The 570-nt window shown below is 68.6% G+C and carries 1 protein-coding gene; it reads right to left on the reverse strand.

What is annotated here, in order from left to right:
* On the reverse strand, window positions 1–462 hold a 462-nt coding region (locus tag DBR34_RS23440), incomplete at its 3' end, for an FAD-dependent oxidoreductase (protein ID WP_258224009.1).
* Window positions 463–570 lie beyond the last annotated feature (108 nt).

Consider the following 570-nt stretch of genomic DNA (forward strand, 5'->3'; position numbering starts at 1 on the left):
GGCGGGATCGGGCTCGGCCTCGGCGCGCTCGAAGGCCAGCAGCAGCTTGCGGCGCAGCGCGATGGCATCGTCCAGGGTTTTCAGCCCGGGCGCATCGGCGGCCCATTCGTCGTGGCCGAAGTAGGCGTGGGTGGCGCCGGTGCACAGCATCAGCGTGTCGTAGCCCAGGTGGCTGCCATCGGCCAGGGTGATCTGCCGGGTCTGCTTGTCGATCGAGGTCACTTCGCCCAGGCGCACTTCCACGTTGCGCTGGTCGCCCAGGATGTGGCGCAGCGGCGCGGCGATATCCGGCGCCGACAGCCCGGCAGTGGCCACCTGGTACAGCAGCGGCTGGAACAGATGGTGGTTGCGACGGTCTACCAGGGTGATGCGCACGCGCGCGCTGGCCAATGCCCGGGTGGCCCAGAGGCCGGCGAAGCCTCCACCGATGATCACCAGGTGGGGCAGGGTATCGCGGGTCATGCAAGGACTCCTTGGCGGGGGCCGGCCGTCCGGCCCATGGGTTCATGGTCGACGCGGCATATCGTCGCACGTGAAGCACGATGTTCACGCCGATGACAGATACTGGGT

The organism is Stenotrophomonas sp. HMWF003 (genome assembly GCF_003061285.1).
Lineage (GTDB): Bacteria > Pseudomonadota > Gammaproteobacteria > Xanthomonadales > Xanthomonadaceae > Stenotrophomonas > Stenotrophomonas maltophilia_AP.